Source organism: Akkermansia sp. NBRC 115031 (assembly GCF_030268505.1).
Lineage (GTDB): Bacteria > Verrucomicrobiota > Verrucomicrobiia > Verrucomicrobiales > Akkermansiaceae > Akkermansia > Akkermansia massiliensis.
Genome location: NZ_BSQU01000014.1, coordinates 1 through 4216 on the forward strand (window position 1 = coordinate 1; position 4216 = coordinate 4216).

Genomic DNA, 4216 nt, shown 5'->3' on the forward strand with positions numbered 1-4216 from the left:
TGGGCATCTGCCCACCCCAGAAGAGAGGGCTGGAGTGCTGCCATGTCTTGGCGCGGTAGTCCTTGCCTTCCGGGTAGGCTCCGATCACCGGAGGCTTGCCCCATTTGACCGATACTCCGTAGTAGGCGATGAAAAGAGCGTCCGGATCCGCCTCGCCATAATAGCCCTGCCTTTCCTTGTTCTCTTCCGGTCCGGTATTGTTTTTCCACATGTCCGCCGGGAATTTGATGTTTTCAAGCAGAGGTTTTTCCCACGCGCCCCAGTTCAGGTTCAGCACGGCGGGCATCGTCTTAGAGAAGATGGCGGGGTCTGCCGTATTGGCGCCGTTCAGCTTGGTGGGTTGTCCCATCTGCTCCGCTCTCATGAGACCGGCCCCCATCGTGAAGGTTCCCAGCTTTTTGGAACCGGCTCCGAATTCGTCCGTATATTTATGGCTGAGGATGTGGTCGGAGGGTGTCCGGTCGGCGGTCGTGCCGGACCAGCCTTTTAGGTCGTCATCATTCTGGGCGAAAATGGCGGAGGCCATGAACGGGTCTCCGTCCAGGTACTTGTTGCCGTCAAAATTCTGGTATTTCAGGCCGGAGTACATGTTGACGGAGTAGCCTGTGGTCTGGGCGGAATCCAGGGACCAGCCTTCCTTCATGGCAAAGTTATCCGTTTTAATGTCAATACCATTATCTTTGGACCGGTAGACGGAGTTGCCGTAGAAGGGGTTGGACACGTCATCAATCAGGGGAATAGGCTGAGCGAAAATGACGATTTCTCCGGCTTTCAGGGTAGAAGGATTACCCTTGTTGGTTGAGCCGTCCGACTGGTAGGTGACTTTGTCACGGAAGGACGCGCCGAAGTCCGCCACCTGGCGGTCGTTTTTGTTTATGGCATTTTGAACGTAGGGAGTCAGGGGATGTTCCGTATAGTTGCCCATGGCCCCCACACCGCCGCCGTTTTTGATGTTGTGGGAGAACATCAGGGGCATGAAGCGGTGTTCGCCGAAGTAGGCCCCCCATACTTCTCCATTGGCCCCCTGGAATTTCATGTCTACGTTGTATGGGTTCCACCATACATAGACGGGAATGACGGAGAAGGCCAGATTGATGAATCCGCCATTTACGGAGGGATTCTGGCCGTTTGTTCCTCCGAATCTGGCGTACTGGACGCCGACGAAGGAGTAGAAGCGCAGCAGAATAGGATGGCGCATGTACGTGTAGCGGTTGTCCATCATTTCCATGTTCGCTGTGGCGTCAGACGCAATCAATGTGCTGGGGGAGGTCCCGTTCCACTGCAATGTGGCGGAAGCGTCCTGGCCTTCCCTCTTCGTGGAGGAGTCCCACACGTTGGCCCACAGGAAGAGCTGGTTCCAGGAGGCAATGGGCCGGTTCTGCTCGGTGGGGCTGCCGTCCTCGGAGGTATACGGACGCAATCCGATGTCTGTGGTGTCGCTACGGAATTCCTCAGGCAGCTTTTCTTGAGAGAATATGATATTCAGGTCTTTTTTCAATCCACCGAATTTAGAATCCGTCAGCAGGCTGGAAGAAACCAGGGAGATGTCATGGTACACCTCTCCCAAGTCTTTCAGCCGGCCGTTTTTACTGTTAGCCAGCAGAGAATCAAGGGAAATGAGTTTTCTGACTGTGGACATGTCGTTTCCGGAACTCGATGCCATCATGGAAGAAAGGTTGAGGGGCTCCAAATCGGGACCGGGCGTGTCCCACGTGGAGCGCATCACCGTCAGGGCATCCGTGCTTTCTTCCGAGGCATGCGGCATCAGGTTGATGCGCGCCTTCTGGTTTTCTCCCGTTACCCACCACGCAATGTATTTGCGTGAGTTGGCGTTCTTTTTCAGCCCCATGGTCTTGGAGGAATCGTCCACGCGCACCATGCGGGCGTAGATTTCCTTTTTGTCCTGGTTCTTGGCGCCTACGGGCGTTCCCACCGTGCCATGGTCCACCAAGGCGACACTGCGGAAATTCTGGTTGGTAAGGGAACGTTTGCCCAGCAGGCTTTTGCCCGCTTCCAGCGTGCTGAGCCTGCGCAGGTCCGGGTCGGAAATGAGCCAGCGGCGGAACATGGACTTTCTTCCCGTATCGTAGGTGGAAGAAATGTTCATGCCCTGGGAGTTAGTCTTGTTGAGCCAGGTGTCCCAGCTGTTCCAGACGCCCAGGATGTACGGGGCGTTGCCTTCGCTGGCGCCGGAGGAAAGGATGCCCGAGTTGGCGGAAACGCGCTGGTCGGGTCCCAGCTCACACTGGAGCTGTCCGAGGGCCACTTCGAGGGAAAACCTGGCGAGGGATTTGGCCTCCGCGGCAAAGAGCTGTTTTTCGGAAATGCGGACCTGTGAAGATGCAATGGTAAGAAGGCCAACGCTGAGGAGGGCCAGGAGCATCATCAGGGTGATGGTGGCAATCAGGGCAAAACCTTTGCTGACATGCCTGATAGGACGTTTAGTGAAATGTTTAATCTTCATGAAAATGGTGGGTTCCGGCGTGCGCTTTTCCGCTCAAGTTTGAGGATATAAAAATCCCCACTGTCACGAAGGTGCGAAGAGCCAATTCTTAACTCTAGTCAATACAAAAAAGAGGCAGTCCATGCAAGCTCAAAATTGCTTCAAACAAGCGCATTGCAGGCAGAATAAATTGACGGAGAAACCATCTGGAAGGAGGAGGGAAGCGGGGAGAATGCATTTTTATGATAATCAGTTCTTAAAATCTTATATTATGGTATTTATAAGAAAAATCGGATTCTAAATTCGGTGGATTGAAAAAAGACCTGAACATCATGTTTTCACAGGAAAAACTGCCTGAAGATTTCCGTGGAGACACCTCTGATATCGGCCTCCGCCCGTACACGTCAGAGGACGGCAGCCCAACTGAGCAGAACCGCCCGATCGGTTCCTGGAACCAGCTCTACCTGTGGGCCAACGTGTGGGACTCCTCCACGAAGAGGGAAGGCCAGGACACTTCCGCCGCCCTGCAATGGGACGGCCGCTCCGCCAGCACATTGATTGCGGCTGATGCCGCCGCAAACATGGAAATGATGGACAACCGCTACACGTACATGCGCCATCCCATCCTGCTGCGCTTCTACTCCTTCGTAGGGATTCAGTACGTCAAACGCGAGGCCCAGCACGGAGCCCGCGGAGGCCATATTGACGTGCGCGTTTCCGTGATCCCGGTGTATGTCTGGTGGAACCCGTACAACGTGGACATGAAATTCCAGGGAGCGGAAGGCGGTCCCTGGGGCTCTTTCTTCGGAGAGCACCGCTACATGCCGCTCATGCAGACCAATAATTATGGCCGCATGCAAGGCAATCTGATCGAAAACTGGGATCCCTCTACGGCCACCTACTCAGAATCACCCTTTTCCCCGTATTCCCCCAACGACGGCTATAACAACCGCCAGATTGCCGACTTTGGAGCCTCCTTCCGGAAAACGTCGCAATTAACGTCAGGAGGGGTAGGAAAAGCCGGGGAGCCTTCCACGCTCAAAACGGGCGAAATCGTCATTTTCGCCCATCCCGTCGTCGAACGGATCGAACACGGCAACATGGTCACGCAATCCAAGGCAAACAAGAACGATGTGCGCGTGGACAACTTTGCTTTCAAGGAAGGCTGGGACCAGAGCCCAGGACAGGTCAGTTCCTATGCTATCAACCAGGCTGACGGCATTCAGTACCAGTATCTTTCCGGCAGCGGTTATGAAGACAGGGGGACGGCCATGATGTCCATCAAATTTGCGGAAACGCTGGACGATCTCAATTACACGCCTAACAGCGTTGTTCTCTGCACCAAGTATACAGACGAATTTTCCTCCAGTTCCAACAAACTCGGCTCCATCGTCATGGTTTCCGGCATCATGGATCCCAAGCAAATTGGCAAAGCAGGGAATTTAACCGCAAACACCGGAGCAGACATGAATGTTTTCTCCAAAGCCATGCCCTCTATTCTGAACCTGAACTGGGGCGCGTGGGAAAAGCCCCTGCTTGACCAGGTCAAACTGCCTGCGGACATGTTCCTGGACAACGAAGGACCGGACGACAACCTGAAACGCCGCGGCAAATACGGCTCTGCGGCCCAGGATTCCACGTTCGTGGCCTACTACGGAGTATCGGTCAAATGGGGCAAGCCTCCGGTGATCGGAGCCTACCCGGAAGGCAAGGACTACCGCGCCAAGACATGGCAGCACTCCAGCCCTCTCTTCTGGGGTGGGCAGATGCCCA

At 54.7% G+C, this 4216-nt stretch carries 2 pseudogenes; one reads left to right on the forward strand and one right to left on the reverse strand.

The annotated features are described in order from the left end of the window. Positions 1-2464 (reverse strand): annotated as a pseudogene (locus QSJ36_RS12745) (hypothetical protein); the annotation flags it as partial. Between the two features lie 311 nt (positions 2465-2775). On the opposite strand from QSJ36_RS12745, the pseudogene QSJ36_RS12750 reads away from it, so the two are divergent. Then, a pseudogene (locus QSJ36_RS12750) lies at positions 2776-4216 on the forward strand (hypothetical protein); the annotation flags it as partial.